Origin of the sequence: Wolbachia endosymbiont (group A) of Melitta haemorrhoidalis, assembly GCF_964273365.1 — a bacterium.
Taxonomy (GTDB): Bacteria; Pseudomonadota; Alphaproteobacteria; order Rickettsiales; family Anaplasmataceae; genus Wolbachia; species Wolbachia pipientis.
This window is the reverse complement of record NZ_OZ187004.1, coordinates 1,083,996-1,104,673: the sequence shown is the minus strand read 5'-3', so window position 1 is coordinate 1,104,673 and position 20,678 is coordinate 1,083,996. Positions and strand designations below refer to the sequence as shown.

22 protein-coding genes are annotated in these 20,678 nt (G+C 33.8%); 14 read left to right on the top strand and 8 right to left on the bottom strand.

Features of this window, described 5'->3' with window-relative positions; all coding sequences use genetic code 11:
- The first annotated feature begins 108 nt into the window (after positions 1-108).
- Genes ACICPZ_RS05620 through ACICPZ_RS05610 form a run of 3 tightly spaced genes read left to right on the top strand, consistent with a single transcriptional unit; the run spans position 109 to position 3,019 of the window.
- Positions 109-1,467 (top strand): hypothetical protein, encoded by a 1,359-nt coding sequence (locus ACICPZ_RS05620; protein ID WP_264706241.1) that lies wholly within the window; start codon positions 109-111, stop codon positions 1,465-1,467.
- A gap of 30 nt (positions 1,468-1,497) precedes the next feature.
- Complete coding sequence (gene pyrF, locus ACICPZ_RS05615) at positions 1,498-2,172, top strand: orotidine-5'-phosphate decarboxylase (RefSeq protein WP_264339403.1); 675 nt, start codon at positions 1,498-1,500, stop codon at positions 2,170-2,172.
- 49 nt (positions 2,173-2,221) lie between these two features.
- Entirely contained in the window at positions 2,222-3,019 is a 798-nt protein-coding gene (locus ACICPZ_RS05610) for a hypothetical protein (protein WP_264374173.1), read from the top strand.
- 192 nt (positions 3,020-3,211) lie between these two features.
- On the opposite strand, the gene ACICPZ_RS05605 is transcribed toward ACICPZ_RS05610, so the two are convergent.
- Entirely contained in the window at positions 3,212-3,505 is a 294-nt protein-coding gene (locus tag ACICPZ_RS05605) for a hypothetical protein (RefSeq protein WP_010962608.1), read from the bottom strand.
- 48 nt (positions 3,506-3,553) lie between these two features.
- Here ACICPZ_RS05605 and ACICPZ_RS05600 point away from each other — a divergent pair, with 48 nt between their 5' ends.
- Positions 3,554-4,753, top strand: a complete 1,200-nt coding sequence (locus ACICPZ_RS05600; RefSeq protein WP_065094900.1) for a phage major capsid protein — start codon at positions 3,554-3,556, stop codon at positions 4,751-4,753.
- 389 nt (positions 4,754-5,142) lie between these two features.
- Here the strand turns inward: ACICPZ_RS05600 and ACICPZ_RS05595 are convergent, their stop codons facing one another.
- From ACICPZ_RS05595 to ACICPZ_RS05585, 3 genes are read right to left on the bottom strand one after another with little or no spacing between them, the layout of a single operon-like run.
- Complete coding sequence (locus ACICPZ_RS05595; protein WP_227738583.1) at positions 5,143-5,775, bottom strand: amino acid ABC transporter ATP-binding protein; 633 nt, start codon at positions 5,773-5,775, stop codon at positions 5,143-5,145.
- Positions 5,768-6,415 (bottom strand): amino acid ABC transporter permease, encoded by a 648-nt coding sequence (locus tag ACICPZ_RS05590; RefSeq protein ID WP_007548901.1) that lies wholly within the window; start codon positions 6,413-6,415, stop codon positions 5,768-5,770. The genes ACICPZ_RS05595 and ACICPZ_RS05590 overlap by 8 nt, the downstream gene beginning before the upstream one ends.
- Positions 6,415-7,149 carry an ABC transporter substrate-binding protein gene (locus ACICPZ_RS05585; protein ID WP_264329695.1) on the bottom strand — a complete coding sequence of 245 codons (735 nt, stop codon included), beginning with the start codon at positions 7,147-7,149 and terminating at the stop codon, positions 6,415-6,417. Before ACICPZ_RS05585 ends, ACICPZ_RS05590 begins: the two co-directional genes overlap by 1 nt.
- Before the next feature lie 125 nt (positions 7,150-7,274).
- On the opposite strand from ACICPZ_RS05585, the gene ACICPZ_RS05580 reads away from it, so the two are divergent.
- Entirely contained in the window at positions 7,275-7,730 is a 456-nt protein-coding gene (locus ACICPZ_RS05580) for an arginine repressor ArgR (RefSeq protein ID WP_010081874.1), read from the top strand.
- 53 nt (positions 7,731-7,783) lie between these two features.
- Here ACICPZ_RS05580 and tatC read toward each other — a convergent pair whose 3' ends face one another.
- Both tatC and ACICPZ_RS05570 read right to left on the bottom strand, forming a co-directional pair.
- Positions 7,784-8,545 (bottom strand): twin-arginine translocase subunit TatC, encoded by a 762-nt coding sequence (tatC, locus tag ACICPZ_RS05575; RefSeq protein ID WP_264329696.1) that lies wholly within the window; start codon positions 8,543-8,545, stop codon positions 7,784-7,786.
- Entirely contained in the window at positions 8,542-9,639 is a 1,098-nt protein-coding gene (locus ACICPZ_RS05570) for a type I glyceraldehyde-3-phosphate dehydrogenase (protein ID WP_264329858.1), read from the bottom strand. The genes tatC and ACICPZ_RS05570 overlap by 4 nt, the downstream gene beginning before the upstream one ends.
- 171 nt (positions 9,640-9,810) lie before the next feature.
- On the opposite strand from ACICPZ_RS05570, the gene ACICPZ_RS05565 reads away from it, so the two are divergent.
- From ACICPZ_RS05565 to ACICPZ_RS05550, 4 genes are all read left to right on the top strand, one after another.
- A complete protein-coding gene (locus tag ACICPZ_RS05565) occupies positions 9,811-10,107 on the top strand; it encodes a hypothetical protein (RefSeq protein ID WP_264329697.1) in 297 nt (98 codons plus the stop codon).
- Between the two features lie 104 nt (positions 10,108-10,211).
- Complete coding sequence (locus ACICPZ_RS05560) at positions 10,212-10,544, top strand: hypothetical protein (RefSeq protein WP_044471216.1); 333 nt, start codon at positions 10,212-10,214, stop codon at positions 10,542-10,544.
- Between the two features lie 250 nt (positions 10,545-10,794).
- Positions 10,795-11,328 (top strand): HK97 family phage prohead protease, encoded by a 534-nt coding sequence (locus tag ACICPZ_RS05555; RefSeq protein ID WP_264329698.1) that lies wholly within the window; start codon positions 10,795-10,797, stop codon positions 11,326-11,328.
- Between the two features lie 135 nt (positions 11,329-11,463).
- Positions 11,464-13,239 carry a hypothetical protein gene (locus ACICPZ_RS05550; protein ID WP_264373812.1) on the top strand — a complete coding sequence of 592 codons (1,776 nt, stop codon included), beginning with the start codon at positions 11,464-11,466 and terminating at the stop codon, positions 13,237-13,239.
- Here the strand turns inward: ACICPZ_RS05550 and ACICPZ_RS05545 are convergent.
- The gene (locus ACICPZ_RS05545) at positions 13,223-14,398 is read right to left on the bottom strand and encodes a CCA tRNA nucleotidyltransferase (protein ID WP_264329701.1); all 1,176 of its coding nucleotides are present in this window, start codon (positions 14,396-14,398) and stop codon (positions 13,223-13,225) included. The genes ACICPZ_RS05550 and ACICPZ_RS05545 overlap by 17 nt on opposite strands.
- 87 nt (positions 14,399-14,485) lie before the next feature.
- Positions 14,486-15,421, bottom strand: a complete 936-nt coding sequence (locus ACICPZ_RS05540) for a hypothetical protein (RefSeq protein ID WP_264373811.1) — start codon at positions 15,419-15,421, stop codon at positions 14,486-14,488.
- A gap of 117 nt (positions 15,422-15,538) precedes the next feature.
- Between ACICPZ_RS05540 and ychF the strand changes: the two genes are divergently transcribed.
- From ychF to gmk, 5 genes are all read left to right on the top strand, one after another.
- Positions 15,539-16,633, top strand: a complete 1,095-nt coding sequence (gene ychF / locus ACICPZ_RS05535) for a redox-regulated ATPase YchF (RefSeq protein WP_264373810.1) — start codon at positions 15,539-15,541, stop codon at positions 16,631-16,633.
- Entirely contained in the window at positions 16,626-16,754 is a 129-nt protein-coding gene (locus tag ACICPZ_RS06545) for a hypothetical protein (RefSeq protein ID WP_410529689.1), read from the top strand. The genes ychF and ACICPZ_RS06545 overlap by 8 nt, the downstream gene beginning before the upstream one ends.
- 146 nt (positions 16,755-16,900) lie before the next feature.
- The gene (locus ACICPZ_RS05530) at positions 16,901-18,094 is read left to right on the top strand and encodes an ankyrin repeat domain-containing protein (RefSeq protein ID WP_070356816.1); all 1,194 of its coding nucleotides are present in this window, start codon (positions 16,901-16,903) and stop codon (positions 18,092-18,094) included.
- Complete coding sequence (locus ACICPZ_RS05525) at positions 18,087-19,892, top strand: pentapeptide repeat-containing protein (RefSeq protein WP_070356815.1); 1,806 nt, start codon at positions 18,087-18,089, stop codon at positions 19,890-19,892. The genes ACICPZ_RS05530 and ACICPZ_RS05525 overlap by 8 nt, the downstream gene beginning before the upstream one ends.
- Entirely contained in the window at positions 19,876-20,481 is a 606-nt protein-coding gene (gene gmk / locus ACICPZ_RS05520; protein ID WP_015588988.1) for a guanylate kinase, read from the top strand. Before ACICPZ_RS05525 ends, gmk begins: the two co-directional genes overlap by 17 nt.
- Positions 20,482-20,678: the final 197 nt, after the last annotated feature.

Below are 20,678 nucleotides of genomic sequence, written 5' to 3'. Positions count from 1 at the left end.
AAAGGAAAGTTTGTTGTAGGTGCAGCACTATAATTCCTCCACAGATAAGAGAATTTTAATAAATATATACAAGACTGCTGGAGTTTTGTCCGTGGTGGGAGGGGAGTAATGAGCAATTTGCTTAGTGAGGCTAATGCATTTTATTTTGTAGCTAGTTCCTTAGCTACTCTTACGTTACTTACATCTTTAGCGCTTATTGTAACTTCTAATGTGCCTCTTCCTCTAATTCTTGCTTTAGCTACATTATCTGTTTTGGTGCTTGCACTTTTATATAAAATAATTCGTAATAATAAGAAAATAGAGATTGAGAGAAATAAATTCGCTCAAAAAGAGCAAGAGTTGGAAAATAAAATAACTCTAGGAAAGGAAGCTGAAGAAGCTGCAAACAAAGAAGTGAAGAATCAATTACATGAATTAACTAGAGAGAAGCAAAATTTAGACAAGAGAGCAAAAAAATTGAATCAGAAAGTAAATGAGTCAGAAGCTGAGAGAAAATCTTTTCTTAAAGAAAAAGAATCTTTAGAGAAAAAATTAGAAACAGCAAAGAATCGTACGTTTGAAATAGACAATGAATTGGACAAAACAAAAGAGGAAATAGATAAGCTTGTTGCACGAGAAGAAGAATTACATCTTAAAATCTCGTGTTTACGTGAACAGTTACAAGAAAAAGAAGAACGTATAACAGAATTGAAAGGGAAAATAGACAATAATCAATGCAAAGAATTAGAAAATAAAAAATTGAATGAGGAAGTAGAAAAATTACGTAAAGAAATAAGGGAGTTATACGAGAAAGAAGACAAATTTTATAAAGAAAGAGATATATTACGTAAGAAAGAAGACACACTTTATAAAGAAAGAGATATATTATATGAGGAAGAAAAAAAGTTGCATACAAAATTAGATGACCTAAAATGTGAAATCAGAAAAATCAATAAAGAAAAGGAAAATTTATCTAAAAAATTGGAAAAGAAATTTGACGAGTTAGATGAAGCAAATGGTTTAATTGAAAATCAGTCTTTTGAGTTAGACGGAATAAGAAAAGATTGTAACAATGAGGTAAAAGGTTTAAAAAATTTACTTTTAGAGCGAGACAGTCAAATAGAACAACTTGAAGAAGATTTGTTGAGAAATGCAGAAGAGAAAAAGGGTTATTTACCGGAAATGTTAGAATCTGTGGTAGACAAGGTAGAAAAATTGGTAAACAATAATGAAGCGATCGGAGATCGTAGTAGAAAAATAATATTACAGGAGACTCAAAAAATAAAGTTTATATTGAAGGAAATTATGCAATTCACGCTAGGTGAAGATTCTAGATGTGAATCACCATCAGAGGAAACGTTTGATTGTTTACTGGAGGATCTTGGATATGCAAGTCGCTCATCCACTCCGATCAAATTGCCAAATTCACTATTGACAGAATCTTATGAACGTAATCAGAGTGAAAGTATTTGCAAAACACAACAATGAGTCTTATTATAAGATAAATCATGCAAGATAATGAACCCAATAATATGCGCACTGGATACACAAGACTTAAATAAGGCTATTTCTCTAGCTAATGCTCTGCGTGGTAAAGTTGGCATGGTAAAGCTGGGATTAGAATTTTTTGCTGCTCAAGGTCTTTCTGGAGTGCAAGAAGTTGCAAAATGCAATGTACCAATTTTTTTAGATCTGAAATTGCATGACATTCCAAACACTGTAGCCAAAACAGTTGAAGTAATAAAAGTTCTGAACGTTGAAATGTTAACTCTGCACATCAGCGGTGGGACAAAAATGCTTGAAGAAGCGCTAAGTGTAGTGCAAGGCACAAAAATAAAGCTGATTGGAGTGACAGTGCTAACTAGTATGAGCAATGAGGATTTAAACGAGCTTGGAGTAGCAAGAGAGGCAAAATCACAGGTAATTTTGCTTGCAAAGCTTGCAAAAAAGATTGGACTCCATGGAGTAGTCTGTTCTGCACTAGAAGCTCAAGAAGTGCGCCGAGAATGCGGTGAAGACTTTAAAATTATTACTCCAGGAATTCGTATAGATCCAGGTCATGACGACCAAAAAAGAACAGCAACACCAAAAGAAGCAATAAATTCAGGAGCTGATTATATCGTCATTGGCAGACCCATTACAAAAACTACAAGTAGTGCGGAGCTAATATTGAAATCCATGAAAGAATTTTAATATAATAACTTAATTTATAAAAATACTAACATATTAATTAGGAATAAGCATGAGTAATATCAATAGAATAATACGCGAAGTAATCAAGGAATTCCGCTCAAAATTACCAGATAAGGAAATAGAGGAATATTCTGGCAAATTGAATAAGCTACATATCTACCAGTGCAATAAGCATATAATAGAAAATAAGAAGCTATATCATTATACAATAAATGGGAAAACCCATGCTATGGGTCAGCATGGGCATAATTTTGTCAAGAGTTTAGAAGTTATCTTGAGGAATAAGCCACAAATTTCCTTAGAAGAGGTAATTGATTTTATGGAAAAAATAATTAATTTTGGTATTGATAGTTGTTATGGAGCATTTGAGATGATATTTGAATCTCGCTCTGGCGTTACAATAGATGATGCAGTTAATTTTGTAAAAGATAGCTTATCTAGTAAATTTTATGGATTCCATGGCAGTGGGATTTTCAAAGTAATATTAGAACTTAATCCAGAGAGCTCTCTTAAAGAGATAGAGAAACAATTTAGCAAAGTAGTAGATCCTTACTTTCTTAATGCTTGGAGTCGAGAAAGTGAAAGGGCTTTTGCTAAGATATGTAGGTTATGTAGAGAAGGACATGTGGAGAATATGCAGAAATTTGATTTTAGCAATTTTAATTTAGATCAAGATAGTGCTGGAGCATTAAGAGCACTGTTACAGTATTGTGTTGACGTTTCTAATCAAAAAGCTTTAGGTGATTCACATGAATTGCATAGAGAAGAGATGGAGGGGATATATAAATTTGATGATAATTACGATTTAAATTTAGATAGTGATCATAATGATAGTATCTGGCATTGAAATTATACTACAATAATAAAATAACTGGATAAAAATTATCACCAAAAAAATTCAAAAAAGTGCTTGACATAAAAGAACGAACATTATATAGTGTCATTATCTTTTATTTTACCTCGCTTAATTTAATTACTGGATTAAGCTTACAGTACTAAGCGTGGCACAAAGTGCCACGCTATTTTTCGGTTTACATTTTCAACAGATAAAAAATGATGCCATTTCAGTGCCAAGCACATAACTGTACGGATATTCATTTTTAAAGGTAAATTGCACAACAGATGATGTCATTCCAGTGCTTGACACTGGAATCCAGAAATTTTGCTTATAACTGAGCTGATGAGCTAAAGGTAGTTGTCTTACGCTAAAACAAACGTTTTTAATTAAGTTGCATAGAAGCTGGATCCCAGTGTCAAGCACTGGAATGACATCGTTTACTATGTACCATATTGCAATATTCGTACAACTGTGGGAAACATCTATGGATGCCATTCCTATTACCTTATTTCCATTTTTATTTCATTTTCAAAGGAGGCTATTATGTCACTTACCGATATCGCTCACCGTATCAATGAACTCGCTTCATCATGGGAGCAATTTAAATTAATAAATGATCGCAAACTAAAAGAAATTGAAAGCAAAGGGCGTGCTGATTCTGCAACAATTGAGCAGCTATGCAAGGTAAATAATGCCATTGATAGTTGCAAAGAGCGTTTAGACTTGATCGAAACTGCAGCTCAACGCCCAGAAGTAAATACAGATTTTAGCACAAGCGATAAATATTTTTCTGATTATATCCGCAAGGGAATGGAAAGCGGTTTATCACACAAAACCCTCAGTGGAGATGACAGTGATATCGGGGGGTATCTAGTTACTCCGCATATTGTAAAACGCATAAACAAGCGCGTAACTGATTCGTCCCCAATGCGACAAATATGCTCCAGTCAAAGAATCTCTACTGAAACATTGGATTACATTATAGAAGATTTTGACCGCGCCGGTGCAGGTTGGAGCAGTGAAACAGTAGATGATGAGGACGGTGGCAATAAGTCTAAGTATGATTTTGCAAAAGATACGGACACGCCCAAAATCCAAAAGATTTCCGTCACAACTTACGAGTTATATGCTCAACCACAAATATCACAAAAGTTACTCGATGATGCGTTTGTCGATGTTGAGAGTTGGCTGGTGGAAAAGATTGCCGAGACTTTTAGTAAGGAAGAAAGCGAAGCCTTCATTAAGGGTGAGGGCACTTTTCAACCAAAAGGAATTTTAGCTTATGAAAATGGAAACAGTTATAATAAAATAGAGCAAGTTAAAACTGAAAAATTAGATAGTGATTCAATAATGATGTTGTATTACTCTCTGGACGAATATTATTCCAAAAATGCGTCATTTTTGATGAACAGGAGTACGTTGAAGGATATCAGGCTGCTAAAATCTCAAACAGGTCAGTATCTCTGGCAGCCAAGTCTGTCGCTTGAAGCTCCAGATACTTTAATGGGAATACCAGTATATCAATCTGCCGATATGCCACCAGCGCCAAACAATCAGCTACCAGTAATTGCGATGGCAGATTTCAAACAAGCTTATAAGATTGTAGATAACAGAGGAATGAGAATATTAAGAGACCCTTATACGAATAAACCTTATGTGAGGTTTTTTGTCACTAAGCGTGTCGGCGGAGAGGTTGTAAACACCAGTGCTATTAAATTGTTGAAAGTTGCGAGCAAGTACTAAAAACTTCCGCAGCATCATCTTTATAGCTGATCAAAGCAACACGTCATACCGCGATTCATTCCATAACTGTACGAACATTGTGATTTTGGCCCATCAGGAGGGTGTCATCCCAGTGCTTGACACATATAGCTAAACTGACTTAGATTTACCGACAGTTTGAAAAACAAAAATTCGTCATTCCGCTACTTGTTAGCGGAATCTATGCTGAGATATCGCGGCGGTATGACGTAGGAAAACCTTTCTTGGGTTAGCTATAGTTTGCTATATTATGTGATTTTATTTTTAGCGTTGCTTCTTATATTATGTAATTTATTTTCCATAATGTATATTATGTAATTTTCGATGCTAAAATCTGTTATAGCTCTCAGTATGATATGAGTGATTCTCTTTTAATAATTATTTTTTAAATAGTTTGTTGGTTCATCAATTTCTTTAGGATTGATATCTACAATTATTTTTCCGTTTTTTAACAGAATAATCCGATCTGATATTTTTGTTAAAAAATCCAAATTGTGAGAAGCGATAATCATAGTAATACCCATATCTCTAACTGATTGTAATAGTTCCACAACGTCGACTATTGTTGCTACGTCTAAACCAGACGTTGGCTCATCGCATAATAGAATCCTTGGATTCATCATTAAGCTTCTGGCAAGCGCAACCCGCTGTTTTTGCCCACCGGATAGATTACTAGGGTAATCATTTTTTTTAGAGGCAATACCCAAAGACTCAAGTAGTGAATCACTTTGATCCTGAGTTTTGTTTTTAAGTTTGGGAGCATATGTAAGATTTTCCCAGACAGTCATATGTGAGAAAAGTTGAAAATCCTGAAATACAAAACCAGTACTATCATTGCATTCAATGCTACCAGAATCTAAAACTTCGAGTTTTTGTATACAACGTAACAATGTTGATTTACCACTACCAGAAGGACCAGCAAGACCAACTATAGATTGTTCTATAATCAGGTTAATATTATTAAGTACTGGAACATTATTAAATAATTTACAAACATTATGCATTTTTATCATATATACCTTTCTGTTCAATCTTTTTGCCTATATATTCAATTAGTAATACAAGAGCGTAATAATAAGCCCCAGCAAGACAAAGTGGTATAAAATAAGTAAATTGTTCTGCTGCAAGCATTTGCGCAGAGCGCATAATATCAACACCACCAATAGTAGAGATTAATGCCGTTTCTTTAAGGAGTGCAATGATCTCATTTATCATTGCAGGAAGAATATTTTTAATAACTTGTGGTAATATAATATCTCTCCACATATAGAAACTAGGTATTTGTAAAGTTTTAGCTGCTTCAAACTGGTTTTTTGATATAGTTTCAATACCAGCTCGTAAAATCTCAGCAATATAAGCACAGCTATTTAGACCAAATGCTATAATGCCAGCACTAAATATGTTTAATTTAATTCCTGCAATGGTTGGAGTCATAAAATAAACAACACTTAACTGTAATATAAGGGGGGTGCCACGTATTACAGATATAATTCCATTAATTAATGGAATACAGATCTTATTATATCTGAGTACTGAAAATAACCCTCCTAGACTCATACCTAAAAGCAGTCCTCCAATCAATAATTTTAAAGTAAAGGCAAGGCCTGTTCCAACAAACAAGAAATTAGAAATTAATTCCTGCATCAGTTATCTCCTAGCCATTTTTCTGCTATTTTTTGTATTACACCTTTACTTTCTAAACTTTTTAATGCCTCGTTTATTTTATCCTTTAAAGCAGATCCTTTATTCACAGCAATAACATAACCACCATCTAACTTGGCAGTGGCTGACCATGATAGACCAGGATTTTTTTTGCTAAATACTTTACCTTGGAATTCATCAATTAGGACGCCATCAACATGACCAGACTTTAATGTTTCTACAGCTTGATTATTATTGTCTATAGCAATAATTTGAGCTGTTGTAGGAACATGCTCTTTTAGCCAAATTTCCATGACAGTTCCTAGTTGAACGGCTATCTTCTTGTGAGTTAAGTTGTTTATACCGGCTATGGGTTTATTTTTGTGATATAGAATACCAAATTCCCCTGTATAATAACTATTTGAAAAATCAAAATTTTTTTCACGCTCTTCTGTGCTACCAATAGTAGATATAGCAGCATCTACAGAATTACTTTGCAATGCTGCAAATATAGTACTAAACTGCATATCTTTAAATATCGCTTCTTTACCTAACTCTTTTGCTACTAATTGAGCAAGCTCAATGTCAAAGCCAGTAAATTTACCATTTTCATAATATTCAAAAGGTGGATAATCTGCAGAAATTGCAAATCTAATGATATTATCGTGTTTATTTTCCTTGCATCCTGTTAATAGAATACTTATCACTATAATAGCATTTAAAATATATTTTTTCATATTACTAATTTATATTCATATTTTATTCATCTTATGAATATAGACATTAAAAATTGAATAGTCAAGAAATAATGAATATAATTTCAAATATACTTATTACATATTCAATATGAGGAAAATGCATAATGCATGACAACACACTAGGTGAACATATTTTAAATATTATTCAAAATCACGAAATTTTAGAGCAGAGCGATTTACAGACCTTGCTTAAAGAAAGAGGGCACAACATTCCTCAGGCTACTTTATCAAGAAAATTAAAAAAACTTAAAATTGCCAAAGTTGCTGGTATGTATAAAGTAATTGACATCAACCAATATCGATTACCATTAATACTTAATATGCAAATTTCGGATTTTGGTTTAATAGTACTACACACTCAACCAGGACAAGCTAGCAGCCTAGCTTACTTTCTAGATCAGAAGTATGTTATTTATTCATTAAATAATAGCAAAAACATAGGAATTATAGGAACTATAGCAGGTGATGATACAGTATTATTGATCATCAAAAGTAAGGCTGAACTTAACAAAGTATTACAATCAATTTATGAAACATTTCCATATTTAAGTCCTGAATAAGAATGTTGTAAGTTAAAAATGTGATATAAAGGAGATAAGAGGGATTTCTTTGTTTAAATCTTTGTCTTCTTTTTTTCAATATACCTACATATCAGAATGGACAATTCATATAGAATCAGCATAGGTATTGCAAGCCCTACTTGGCTTAATACATCAGGTGGAGTTAAGATTGCAGCGATAATAAAAATTACCACTATCGCGATTCTGCGTTTATTTGACAAACTTTGTGTAGTGAGTAACCCTACTCTCACCATTAATGTGAGTATTACTGGAATTTGAAATGCAGTGCCAAAAGCAAACATAAATTGGAGAACGAGGTCTAAATATTCGCTAACTGATGGCATAAACTCTATTGGTATACCGAAAGATTTCCCACTATGTTCAAAAGTGATGAAAAACTTCCAGGCTAAAGGAAATATATAGTAATAGACTACAGTAGCTCCCGTTACAAATAAAACCGGTGTTGCAATCAAGTATGGCAACAACACTGCCCTTTCACTTTTATATAACCCAGGTGCTAAGAACATATAAAATTGCCATGCAAACACAGGAAAAGAAAACAAAAGTGCGCTCATTATTGCAACTTGGAGATACACAAAAAATGCCTCTGTTAAGCCTGTGTAAATTAAAGAAAAACCTTCGCTACCTTTTGTTGCTTCTATTAAAGGTGCGAGTAAAAAACGGTATATATTTTCCTTAAAGTAATAACAAAAACCAAAAGCAACGCAAAAAAATAGAAAGCAAAAGATAACTCTTTTTCTGAGTTCCGCAAAGTGCTCATAAAATGAGGCGTATTTGCTTGAGTTCCAGTTCATACTTTACTATAGCTCAATAATGCTATGTCTAACATTCTCAGCGAAAAAGCCCACTCATTGTCATACCACGCTGCAACCCTGCATATATCACCTGTAACATATGTACCAGTTAAATCCACAATTGCACTATAAGGGTTATGCACAAAATCTATTGAGACTAAAGGTTCCTCGCATATAGAAAGTACATTTGACATTGGATAACCCTCTGTCATCCTAGTACCCTCTGATGTCATCCGAGTAGCTGACACTGGGATCCAGAAATTAGATTCCAGCGTCACGCGCTGGAATGACGTAGAGGAGAGAGCTGCATCCTTAAACATTTCATTGATTTCTTTAACGGTCGCTTTCTTATCAGTCGTAAATGTAAAATCAACCATAGAAACATTGCTAACCGGAACTCTGACGGCAGTGCCATCTAGCTTGCCCTTTAATTCAGGAATTATAGAACCAATTGTTTTTGCTGCCCCGGTTGTAGTTGGCACCATAGATAATCCGCAAGCCCTTGCTCTACGCAAATCTTTATGATTACCATCAAGAACATTTTGATCATTCGTGTAGGCATGTATAGTAGTCATAAAACCGCTTTTTATACCTAAACTGGAGTGTAGGACTTTCACAATCGGAGCAAGGCAATTTGTAGTGCAAGAACCTGCTGATATCACTTTATGCTCTTTTTCGAGCATATCGTCATTCACACCATAAACTATAGTGACATCAGCATCCGGAACTGGAGCAGAGACAATTACTTTCTCTGCATTGTGCCTTATTGCTTCTTCACGTTTATTGAATGCACCAGTACATTCAAGTATTACATCAACATTCCAAGGAATATTTTCAGGATTCCGTTCTCTATATAAAGAAAACTTTTTGCCATTTATAGAAATCCAATTTTGAGACTCATTAAAATCAATATCACCACTGAATTTGCCATGAACAGAATCATATTTAATCAAATGTGCATGCTGCTTTGCACTGAGCGATCCATTGACAGCTACAACTTCTATTTGTTTGCTATATTCTTCTATTTCGAAAATAGCACGCAATACGCCTCTGCCTATTCTACCCAAACCATTAATTCCTACGCGAACCGTCATCTCTTCATTCAAAAAATTTAATTATAGAGGATATCACTTGATATTTCATTTTATTCTTTTGACTGCTAATTGGCAGTTTTAACCTTAATATATTAATATTCACCTTGACTAAAGAACTATAATACTGTATCATTTTATCAATAGTATTGAAACTTTAATAGGAGGCTAATTATGTTATTACAGAGGATCATTATAGATCAATTAGAAAAAATTTCAGGCCAATCATTTCTACACAAACTTGCTACCGATAAAGAATATTTTAAGGAAGTGTCAAGGTATTTGGAAGAAAATCATAAGATGAGCTTAGAAGAGTTTATAATTAGCGTTTATAGATCAAGTGGAGGAGATGTCAATTTTCGTGATTATAAGGATGAGGCAGCATTATATTCTGCATCAGAAAACGACAATCAAGATATGGTTCGTATTTTAACATCATGTGGTATAAGGTTTCACATATCTACGAAATAATACGCAGAATTACTAATATAAGAGATGCTTTCCAACATTTGGACCTTAGACACAGTGATAAGAGACCTTTTATTGTTGGGTGTATTACTAGCTTTGTGAGTTTGATGGCTATTAATGCTATTAAAGGTAATTACTATAATGGTCCTGGTAGTCTTACTTGCATTCCTGTTTTCCATGCCAACATGTCAAACTTTTCTGATTTTACTACTGATAGAATTAATACCTTTGCTAGCTTTATTATTGGAACAATAGCATATAAGGCCGCACAAAACATTTCTACGTTAGTAAGAGATGTTTCTAGTTTACTCCATAATAGATTGGAAGTGCAAAAAAATGAATCAGAAATCGCTAGATATAAAAAAATACAAGAGAACGTTATCTCTATTCTGTCAGAAGTAAAAGTAGGATCAAATTTGTCTAGAGATATCAATTGTTGATGTTACCTGAGTACAGATTTTTCTCATATCTCAATACTTTCTAGACTGTTATTGAGTGCTTTCACATCTGAGTTTTCCTACTGTCATCCCAGCGCGTGACGCTGGGATCTTTATTGCTTTCATAGTCTCATTTATTATTTTGTAACTAAAAAAAATACTTTCCCTTTTTAGAGAACTGCATATAATAGATTTGACATTGCAGTGCGTTGTGCAAACAGAATTCCCAATACTATAACCTACAGGAGGCCTTATGAATAAGAAATTTCTCTATTCACAATTGTCAATAAAAAGTATAGGAGAAAACGGTGTATTTTCTGGTTATGCGAGCGTTTTTAACATAGTTGATAAACAAAATGATCTGATATTGCCCGGAGCATTTAAGGAAAATTTAAACAGAAATAAAATAAAACTCCTTTGGCAGCATAATCCTGACGAACCTATAGGTAGTATCATAGATATTTATGAAAATGATGTTGGCCTGTATATAACCGCACATTTACTTTTGGGTATTCAGAAAGCAGAAGAAGTGTATTTGATGCTCAAAACTGGGGCAATTAACGGACTTTCCATCGGCTATATACCTATAGAGTATGATGTTGATCATAAAAGTGGAGCTAGAGTGTTAAAACAAGTGGAATTATGGGAGGTCAGTTTGGTCACTTTTCCTGCAAACTTGGCTGCTCAGGTAATCAATGTGAAAAATCAGAACAATGAACAGGAAGTGTTAGCAAGAGCGATAGAAAAAGCAAATGCTGTACTTGCAGACATGTACATTTCTGCTTAAAGTGTATTAGGCGGGCAAAGACTTTACCATAATTTGACACCTGTGTTAGTATTTGTTTAACATTTATACTAATATATATAACTTTATTACTATTAAAATTTTCTGTAAATTAAAGTTAAAAAATAAGGTAATTTTATGCTAAATATTAATAATAAGGTTAATTATGAAATTAATATTAAGCGAAAGGAAAAAAAATACAGCTGGTCTACTGTATTTGCTTGGTTATATCTAAAAACGATTGGACGAATATTGCCCAAGAGATGGAATAGATGGGCAGAAAATATTTTGTACTACGATAAAACTACTGCAAACAATGAAGTTCAAACTGATGCTTTTAAGACAATAGATGGAAGTGTTCAAGTTGACTTAAAACCTGAAGTTGTAGAGAAAGAGAGCCAAAGTGTAGTGATAAACAAAGATGGAGGGGTTCAGACTGATGGAGTAGCATTGATAACAGAGGAAGATGATGAAGCATTAGAAGAACAGCTGGAGGGCATAAATCAGGAATTAGAACTTGAACGTTTACAAAATGCTTCCTTAAAAGAAGAAAATAGAGAATTACGATCTGCAATTGAAGGACTTGAAAAGAGTTATAAGGGACTTACAGAAGATGCAGGCGAACGAGAAGAGGAACTAACCAAATACAAACAAGATAAAAAAGCAATGCAGGATAAAGTTGATGAACAACAGAAAACTATATTTGATCAATACATGATAATAAGAGAGCAAGGAGAAGAAATTGAAGCTACTAGGAAAGATAATGAAAGTCTGCAAGCACAAATAATAGAACTTAAGAGTAGGTTAAAGGACAAGGAGGATAAATTAATTGAATTGAATCAACAATGGCAAGCTAGCAAATTAGTGGCTTTACTTAAATCACAGACTGATAAATTGTGTCAGGCTAAAGACAAAAATACTGAATTAGAAAATAAAGTCAGTGACTTAGGTCATGAAAACAAAGCTCTACGATTAAGTGTGAATACATTGACTGCTCAATTGGGTGAAATGGAGAACTTGGGGAAGCAATTACAAAGTGTTCAAGAATCTAAACAACAATTGGAGATTGATTTAGAAGGTCAATTGAAAGCTGACACTAAGAAACTACAGGAAGCAAAAGAAGGTCAATTGGCTAAAAAGGCAGGTGCAGTGAGTACAGTATCTACTGCAAAATCAACTCTTTCAAAATTACGAAACTTGCCCAATAAGCTTTCTAGGGATAAGGGTCTCAATAACTTTTTATCTTGGAAAAACGAGGAGTTAAAAAAAGGTTTTCCTGAATTTAAAGAGAAACATTTTTGCCATAACGTGCTTAATGAAACTATAAAGTCTCTATCAAATCAAGATGATGGCAAATTTGAAAGCAGTAAGCTGCTTGAATTATTAGAAAGTAATTTGAAACAATCCGCAAGGGAGATCATAGAAGCTAAGGTTAAAGAAGTTGTCAACGAACATTGTAACATTGGAAAAAATATGGGTAAAGAACTACGAGATGACACGTTAAAAGCCAAGTTGTCACCTTCTGTTAGAAAATGCGTAAAAAAATTAGAATTTAACAAACAAGAAGGGGTAAATAAGATTGTAGACTCTATCTTGCACAGCTTTAATAGCAAGAATAATAATAATAACGACTCAGGAGAATTGCTTAAAGAAATTGTTACAGGAAAATTAACAGAGGCTAAAATGAAATGTTTTTCAAATAAGATTCAAGAGTTACAACTGGCATTAAGCATAAGAGATAAATTTTTATCTCCAGATCAGGGAATGTGTAATCAAACTCAAGGAGGAGTAAACGAATATCAATTAACAGAAAAAGCTAAAAAAGAACATATACCTAATTCCTCTATGAGTTCCCCTAATATTGCAAGCATACATTCATTGAACAGTCAGAAAGCAGTTAGAATAGGCTCTTAGCATAAAGCACCAGCTCCTCTTTTGTTAAAGTGTAGGAGCTATCTTCCCAATGTTGTTTTAGCAATTCCAAGTTTCTACCTAAACTTTTTCCTGGCTGGTGACCTATACTTATTAAATCATCGCCAGATAAAGGAAATTTTGGAATATTGAATGTGTTAGCAAATGAAATGTATTCATCAACATTTTCTCCAGACTCAACACCACAAATTTTCACTAAATCACAATATAATTCTCTACCAAATAAAGATATGTATTTTTTTTGCTCTTTTTCTGAGAGTTCTGTTTTGATATCGTTGGATAGTAAAAATAGCAGCTTTTTCTTTTGCTTGTTTGAAAGACGTAAAAATTTGCTTACATATTCTCCAAGACTTAGCCTGTCATTTTTTTTAGTAGTCCTAAGGAGTAACGCTAATTTTACTAGTGCATCAGTGCCCAAAAGAAGTGGCGAAGACAGAATTTCGCATTTTACTTCTTTTGGGATAATCTTTTGCAAAACATCAGATTCTTGCATGCTCTTAAGTGTTGGAAAAGGATCATTGCACTCCAGCAATTTAAGTATTTCATCTCTTATTCTCTCTCCAGAGAGGTTTTGGATCATATGCGAATGCTTTTTGCATACGCTGAGTATTTCATCACTCAAATCTCCGACACATATTTTTGCATGAAAACGAAATGCTCTTAAAATACGTAGATAGTCTTCTTTAATTCTATCTTCAGCGTTGCCTATAAAGTTTAACCTTTGCGCTTTTAAGTCCTCTATACCACCAAAGTAATCATATATATGGCCATGCTTGTCTGCATACAGAGCATTAAATGTAAAGTCGCGCCTTGAAGCATCCGCTTGCCAATTATTGGTAAATTCTACTTTTGCATGCCTACCATCACATTTCACATCATGCCTTAGTGTTGTGATCTCAAAAGATCTTTGATTTAGAACCGCAGTGATAGTTCCATGTTTTAAGCCAGTTGGAATAGTTTTAATATTACGGAGTTTTAGCGCTTTAATCGTTTGATTGGGAAGCAAATTAGTAGCTAAATCGATGTCGTGAACATCACGCTGCAAAATTGAGTCTCTCACACATCCGCCGACAAGCCTAGCCTCACCACCAAATTCCTCTATGGCATCAATAATTAAACTAGTCTCATGGTCAACTTGCATTTAGGTTAGTACGTACTGCAAGTTCATATTATATGAAATGCTTGCAAAAGCCCTATATAAAAATATACAGAGCTATGAAGATTTATTTTACACTTCCAATTGTGATATTTGTTGTTGATGAAATGTTTTTTCTGTTCTTGATTCCTCCATACTACATCTTGGTAGGCTTGAAGGGTTTTGCTGCTCTATGCGCTGCTTTATATCACTAACGCACTGCCCTACAACATCACCAATTTTTCCATCAGCATTTTCTGCCAATAACTTATCAAATCCCTTTTCAACCTCTGCTCTCTCAGAGATATCCTTTGAAAGGTTACAATATTCTAAGATCTCGTCTAGCTGCAGTTTTTTTGCTAATAGGAAATCTTCTTGTTCTTGCTCTTGTTTAAGTTTGGTTTCCTCTTGCAGTTGTTTTGCTAAACTTTTATTTCTATCAAGCAATGGTTCGAAATGCAATCCGCCTTTGTTTATTATATGCACAATACTACTATCATCATAATCAACTTTATTGTATTCACCTGCACTTTTTGAACCTGAATTGTCTATTAATTCATGCAAAGACAGATCTTGGTTATCAACAGTCTGGTTCTCTATAACATGTAGCTTTACCTTATACTTTTCACAAAGTATTCTGCCTTCAACGTCAGGATCACCCCATCTATCGTTACGCATAATGTTTGCTGTATAATCATCTACAGTTTCACTACGGTGCTGGCCATTGTTATCATGACTATTGACAATTGCATTTGTAAACCACTTTGGTGGATCCTTTTGTGCAAATTCCCTACAATCATTTCTTAATTTTTCGACAGTAACTTGCTCTCCTTTCTGTTGTTCTAGACTTTGCCTGAACGAGTCAAAAAAACAGCTTCCATTACCAATTGCTTGTCCTACATAGAAATTGTCAGGGTAAGGGTTACTATTTAAAAGAGTTATTTCTTGCCCTGAGATCCTGGGCCTTTTTATTCCAACCTCAACATCATGAAAGTCACTTGGTAGTTTCCGTTTCTTAGCTGTAGTCATAGTTTTACCTTAATTTAAGCTATATATTACTATACCAACAAAATTGTCAATAAGCGACTAATTAAGTATAGCAGAAATTTTTAAATTATGCAATAGTTATAATTTTACATAGCAAATATGAGTTTTAACTGCGGTATAGTTGGGTTACCAAACATAGGAAAATCAACCTTATTTAATGCGCTTACAGAGTCAAGTGCAGCCGAAGCTGCAAATTATCCTTTTTGCACAATCGAGCCAAATATAGGCAAGATTTCGATAAAAGATCAACGTTTGAAACAAATCGCAGCAATTGCAGGCTCAGAGAAGGTAATCTACAACCAATTAGAAGTTGTAGATATTGCAGGTCTGGTAAAGGGTGCGAGCAAAGGCGAAGGGCTTGGCAATAAATTTTTAAGCCATATCAGAGAAGTTGATGCCATCGTTCATCTGCTCAGGTGCTTTACGGATGACGATATCAGCCATATACACAGTAAAATAGATCCAATATCAGATGCTGAAGTGGTAGAAATGGAATTAATCCTAGCTGATATTGATAGCATAGAAAAAAGGCTTCCTCAATTGGAAAAGAAAGCAAAGCAAGGTGATAAAGAGCTAAAGAGACAACTTGAATTAATGCAAGAGGTTTTAGCTACTTTAAAATCAGGTAAACCTGCAAGAAGTTTGGAGAATATCAATGAAGATGAGATGAAGTTGCTTCAATTGCTGACAACAAAGCCCGTTATGTACGTTTGCAATGTTGAAGATACAAATGTTATAACTGGCAATGAATTATCTAAAAAGGTAGAGAGGATGGCGGAGGAAAATAAAAGCAAATTTTATTGCATTTCAGCAAAACTCGAAGCAGATATTGCAAATCTTGATAGTGAAGAGGAAAAACAGAGTTTTTTATCAGAATTTGGCTTACAAGAATCAGGCCTTGATGGAGTAGCGCGTATTATGTATGAAGTGCTGAGTATGATAACTTTCTTTACTGTGGGCCCCAAAGAAGCACGGGCATGGCCAGTAAAAATAGGGTCAACAGCCGATAAAGCAGCAGGTGTAATCCACACTGATTTTGAGAAAGGCTTTATAAAAGCAGAGACAATAAGCTTTGCAGACTACATAAAGTATGGAAGTGAATCAGCTTGCAAAGACGCAGGAAAAATTCGCTTTGAAGGCAGAGATTATATCGTGCAAGATGGCGATATAATGCACTTTAGGTTTAATGTGTAGTTTATTATGCAGCCACTTATTTAAAGTTAAGTTTTCTGGATCCCAGTGTCTGGGCACTGGGATGACATCCTCCCTAGCGGAGATTGCTCTCAAATCACAATGTTCGTACAGTAAGCACTGACCACTTTGCTTCAATATTTGCGATGCCCCTGAACAGATACAAAAAATCTATTGTTTTTTTATAAATTAAATCCTAAGGCATTTTTTACTGTAGATTAATCATTTGATTATAGTATCATTTTAATTAAGCTTATGCTTGGGATATTTATGAAGAATATTTTATATTTTATATTATTAGCTGTCGTATTCGGATCACCCATCCTGTTTGCCGTAGAGCAGCTTGAAGAAAAGAAAATTGAATCAGTTCATAAAAACGAAAATGTAGGTGTAAGGAAGCAAGATAGCACAAATCAAAAAGATGAGTTAAAAAGCAACGTCGATGCTAAACAAACACAAGAGGCTGAGAGCAAAAGATTAGACGGCACTACCGATAAAGAGAAACTGCAACACAACGAGAACAAAGCTTTCGTGGTTGAAAAAACTATAAGTGAAGGTGAAAGGATTGATAAAGATTTGCCAAATGACCAGCTAGAAGGAAGCACAGACAAATTTGCTCAAAATTTACCAAATGTGGCCAATAAAGAAGTGAATAAAGATTTGAAACCAGAGCCTTTGCCTTTAAGTGCTGATTTAAATGAGAATACAGCTAACCCGCAAAAAAATCTACAAGCTGATCAGAAGATTGATATAAAAGATAATGAACTTTCAAAAAGTGATGCGAGTCAATTATTAGAGGGAAAAAAAGAAAAAGTAGAGAATCAGTCTGAAGAAAAAAAAGTGAAAGAAACAAACAGTAATTCCAAGGACCGCAATAGAGTAAAACCTATAACTAAAAAAGATGAAGAAGAGCAAAGTGAAAAGAAAAGTTTACAAAAATGGACAAAGCTAAACAGAGAACCAATAAAAGAATGGGGTCATAAAGACATACAAAGCAAGTCAATATATAAACGACAATATGATAGCCTTAATGAGCATCTTCCTACAACTGTGTTTATTGATGATTACAGTAAGCAATTTTTTTACTGCATTAAGAAGAACAACTTAACTTGCTTAAGAGGAGTAATAAGTAAGCTAGAAAAAATTGGATTAACAATTCAAGAGATACTAAGGTTTAGAAATAAATTGGGTGATACTCCTCTCATTTATTCAGTTAAACAAGGTGAGGTAGACATAGTGCGCTTTCTCTTATTACAAGGTGCTGATCTTAGAGTAGTTAACAATAATTTTCAATCCCCAATTGATATAGCAATCGAAAAAAAGCAGATCAATATAATAAATGCGATTGCCGAAATGATGCCACATCTTTTGGAGGATAGAAAAATAGACAATAAAGAAAGCTCAGCAATGTACGATTGGGCTGTGAAAACGAAAGAAATACAGTGCGATAAGCAAGATGATTAGATTTTTGATATTAATTTTAGTTGGTCATTTATGTTATGGAAACGAAACAAATGATGAAAAAAATCAGATTAGTGATTTTTTAAACGCTTTGCGTGATGCAAAATACGTATCTTACAGTAAAAAAGACTTTGCTGAATTTTTGGTGCAGTGCCACAAAGAGGGCGTGCCAGAAGATTTTAAGAAAGGTTTTGGTTCTAACTTAAATGGAGCTAATTTTAACCAACTGTACCTAAGTAAATCTGTTTTTGATGGAGTAAGTCTGATTGGTGCCGATTTTTCTAACACCGATTTATCCGATGTGTCTTTCATTGATGTTGATTTACGTGGTGCTAATTTTTCCAATGCTAATTTACATGGCATTAAAATAAAAGGTACAAATTTGAGTTTTACAAAATTTGTTTCTGCAAACTTAACAGATATCGTATTTGATCAGTCTAATGTTAGTTATGCTGATTTTATCAGTTCCGATCTCAAAAAAGTAAGTATGCACAACGTAATTGGTTTGCATACTAATTTCTCGAATGTGAAAATGAATTTCTCCAACTTATCAAACTCGAATGTTAGCCACGTAAATTTTAGTGATAGTGAAATAAACGATACTGTTATGCAGAAAAACAACCTTGATAATGCAAGTTTCTTTGGAGTGGATGCATATAAATTAAAGATACAATTTTCTTCATTAAAAAATGCTAACATATATGGTGCAGAGTTAAAAGAATCAGACTTTACAGGTAGCAATCTTTCCGATGCTTGCCTTAATTCTTCTATCATAATTAACAGTAACTTCGACGAAACTGATTTAAGCAACACACAAATTTCCTATGTGAATGACGATAATTCAAGTTTTGTTCAATCTATACTAAATGGTTCCAAGATAAAACATGCATATGTTTCTGAAGCAAATCTTCATGATGCTGATTTATCCAATATTGATTTTAGTTTTAGTGAACTGCATCAAGTTAATGTCTCTAATGCTGACATTCGTCACGGAAAGTTTCATAATACTAAAGTTGCAAATTCTAACATGAATGGCTCATTTTTTGACCATTCACTATTCACCTATGTGAAGATAGAAGATTCAGACCTTTCTACAACTTCAATGTATAAGATAAAAATCCAAGACTCTCAAGTTTATAACAGTACACTTTCTCGCCATAATATTGATTCCAGTGAAATAGAAAATTCAACATTCTTTAATTTATTAGCTGATAATTCGAGTTGGTCCAATTTAAAAGTAACTAATTCAAATTTTATTGAAAGCGATTTCAGATCTTCTTTGCTTCACGCTAATGCCTTTAGGAAAACTAGTTTTTTTCTTAGCAATTTGAGTAATTCAACAATTAGTGATATGTCTTTTCACTCTTCAAGCATATATAAAAGTTCAGTTGCTGATGTTCATTTAACAGATTGCAAGTTTGATAATTCGATTTTGATTGACAATCAAGGACAGAAAAAACTTGCAGGGTTAGAAAATGCTATAACTTCAATTGGAGATTTGCAAGAGAAAATATCACAGGGTGAAAAATTTAATGTAAATTATTCTTACTTTGAATTTAAGAATATGAATTTAGAAAATGCCGATTTTTCTAATTCAACATTGAGTAGAGCAAAGTTTGTAAACGTTAATTTGAATAAGGCAAATTTTGAAAAGACCGATTTGCGCTATACTGTCTTTGATAACTCTTCTCTCATTGGCACCAACTTATCAAATTCTAATTTAGAAGGTTCTAGCTTTTTAAACTCTGATCCAAAAAGCACCATGTTAAAAAATGCAAAGAAAAATGACCGTAAAAAGTGAGGGCGTATTATTGGTTCTATCCTCCCCTTCTGGAGCTGGAAAAACTACTATATCAGCAAAATTACTTGAGCAATCAACTAATTTAGTTAGGTCTGTTTCTATGACTACACGCAAGCCTCGCCCCGGCGAAATAAATGGAAAAGACTATTTTTTCGTTACCGAAGAAAAATTTCACGAGTTATGCAAAGCTGGCCAAATGCTTGAATATGCCAAAGTTTTTGAGAATTTTTATGGTATACCAAGAAATTTTATAGAGCAAAACTTAAGCAATGGAATAAGCGTTTTACTCAGCATAGACTGGCAAGGAGCATTTCACTTATTCAAGCTCATGAGAAAAAAAGTTGTGAGTGTTTTTATACTTCCCCCTTCAATGGAAGAGCTTAGGTTGCGTTTGCAAAAGCGTAATAGTGATGATGCAAGCGAAATAGAGCGCAGATTAGCCGAAGCTCAAAAAGAGATAAGCAAACGTGATAAATATGATTATGTAATAATCAATGATGATATTGATAAAAGTGTAGAAGAGATAAGCTCCATACTAAATAAAGAAAGACTTAAAAAACTAAAAGAAAAACCAAGTCTGGAAGACTGATAAAAACATCAATTTGGATATTTGCAGCTATAGTTTCTTATCCTATTTTAGCCAATAGCACATTTCACAGTTTAGCTATATTTATTATTTTTTAAGATTAAATGGTTAAAATAGTAGCAACTGTTCAAGTGAGGTTTAACTATGACGGCAAATTTTCTCACAGAAATTAATTTTCTGCCTTTCCACCTATATTTTGA

Coding starts and splice junctions, on each gene's coding strand:
- ACICPZ_RS05620 (WP_264706241.1), top strand. CDS start 109: ATGAGCAATTTGCTTAGTGAGGCTAATGCATTTTATTTTGTAGCTAGT.
- pyrF (WP_264339403.1), top strand. CDS start 1,498: ATGAACCCAATAATATGCGCACTGGATACACAAGACTTAAATAAGGCT.
- ACICPZ_RS05610 (WP_264374173.1), top strand. CDS start 2,222: ATGAGTAATATCAATAGAATAATACGCGAAGTAATCAAGGAATTCCGC.
- ACICPZ_RS05605 (WP_010962608.1), bottom strand. CDS start 3,505: ATGGCATCCATAGATGTTTCCCACAGTTGTACGAATATTGCAATATGG.
- ACICPZ_RS05600 (WP_065094900.1), top strand. CDS start 3,554: ATGTCACTTACCGATATCGCTCACCGTATCAATGAACTCGCTTCATCA.
- ACICPZ_RS05595 (WP_227738583.1), bottom strand. CDS start 5,775: ATGCATAATGTTTGTAAATTATTTAATAATGTTCCAGTACTTAATAAT.
- ACICPZ_RS05590 (WP_007548901.1), bottom strand. CDS start 6,415: ATGCAGGAATTAATTTCTAATTTCTTGTTTGTTGGAACAGGCCTTGCC.
- ACICPZ_RS05585 (WP_264329695.1), bottom strand. CDS start 7,149: ATGAAAAAATATATTTTAAATGCTATTATAGTGATAAGTATTCTATTA.
- ACICPZ_RS05580 (WP_010081874.1), top strand. CDS start 7,275: ATGCATGACAACACACTAGGTGAACATATTTTAAATATTATTCAAAAT.
- tatC (WP_264329696.1), bottom strand. CDS start 8,545: ATGAACTGGAACTCAAGCAAATACGCCTCATTTTATGAGCACTTTGCG.
- ACICPZ_RS05570 (WP_264329858.1), bottom strand. CDS start 9,639: ATGACGGTTCGCGTAGGAATTAATGGTTTGGGTAGAATAGGCAGAGGC.
- ACICPZ_RS05565 (WP_264329697.1), top strand. CDS start 9,811: ATGTTATTACAGAGGATCATTATAGATCAATTAGAAAAAATTTCAGGC.
- ACICPZ_RS05560 (WP_044471216.1), top strand. CDS start 10,212: ATGGCTATTAATGCTATTAAAGGTAATTACTATAATGGTCCTGGTAGT.
- ACICPZ_RS05555 (WP_264329698.1), top strand. CDS start 10,795: ATGAATAAGAAATTTCTCTATTCACAATTGTCAATAAAAAGTATAGGA.
- ACICPZ_RS05550 (WP_264373812.1), top strand. CDS start 11,464: ATGCTAAATATTAATAATAAGGTTAATTATGAAATTAATATTAAGCGA.
- ACICPZ_RS05545 (WP_264329701.1), bottom strand. CDS start 14,398: ATGCAAGTTGACCATGAGACTAGTTTAATTATTGATGCCATAGAGGAA.
- ACICPZ_RS05540 (WP_264373811.1), bottom strand. CDS start 15,421: ATGACTACAGCTAAGAAACGGAAACTACCAAGTGACTTTCATGATGTT.
- ychF (WP_264373810.1), top strand. CDS start 15,539: ATGAGTTTTAACTGCGGTATAGTTGGGTTACCAAACATAGGAAAATCA.
- ACICPZ_RS06545 (WP_410529689.1), top strand. CDS start 16,626: ATGTGTAGTTTATTATGCAGCCACTTATTTAAAGTTAAGTTTTCTGGA.
- ACICPZ_RS05530 (WP_070356816.1), top strand. CDS start 16,901: ATGAAGAATATTTTATATTTTATATTATTAGCTGTCGTATTCGGATCA.
- ACICPZ_RS05525 (WP_070356815.1), top strand. CDS start 18,087: ATGATTAGATTTTTGATATTAATTTTAGTTGGTCATTTATGTTATGGA.
- gmk (WP_015588988.1), top strand. CDS start 19,876: ATGACCGTAAAAAGTGAGGGCGTATTATTGGTTCTATCCTCCCCTTCT.